Below are 577 nucleotides of genomic sequence, written 5' to 3' on the forward strand. Positions count from 1 at the left end.
GGACGGCGGCGAGGACGGCAGGCGCAAGCTTGCTCAGGCGGCCCGGCGCGCCGGGGCGGGGGCGCCCGTCATCGGCTTATTTTCTTCGCCGCAATTGGATTTGGCTTTGGGCCGCACAAATGTGATACATGCTGCCCTCGCGGATAGCGGGCCGACCGCGGCGTTTGCCGCGCGATGCCGTCGGCTCGCCGCCTATCGGGGCGTGAGCCTCGACGGCGTGGCGGCCCCGGGCGACGAAAACGAGGCGGCCCCGACGGGCGCGGACGAGGATTAGCGGGCCGTTGCGGCCCAGGATTGGGAACTGGATGAGCGAAGGCGAAAACAGCGGCGACAAAACTTTGACCGTCGCTCCGTCGAAGACGTTGCATTTGAAGCAGCGCCCGAGCGAGCATGGCATGGTGCGCCAGAGCTTCTCCCATGGCCGCTCCAAAGTGGTCGTGGTCGAGAAGGTGAAACGGCGCGCGCCGGGACATGTGGAGCCGCCGAAAGCCGCCACGCCTTCCGCGGCCCCCGCCGCCGCGCCCCCGCCGCAGACGCCGCCGAAAGCCGAGACCGCTCGGCCTGCGCCGGCCGCGCC

The 577-nt window shown here is 70.5% G+C and carries 1 protein-coding gene and 1 pseudogene; both read left to right on the plus strand.

The window, feature by feature from the left end:
- Positions 1 to 274 (plus strand): annotated as a pseudogene (locus V3H18_RS16585) (RNA-binding protein); the annotation flags it as partial.
- Between the two features lie 31 nt (positions 275 to 305).
- Positions 306 to 577 (plus strand): translation initiation factor IF-2 associated domain-containing protein (locus V3H18_RS16590; RefSeq protein WP_332083186.1); only part of this gene is annotated, 272 nt, incomplete at its 3' end.

This window comes from Methylocystis borbori, from assembly GCF_036576025.1.
GTDB classification, from domain to species: Bacteria; Pseudomonadota; Alphaproteobacteria; order Rhizobiales; family Beijerinckiaceae; genus Methylocystis; species Methylocystis borbori.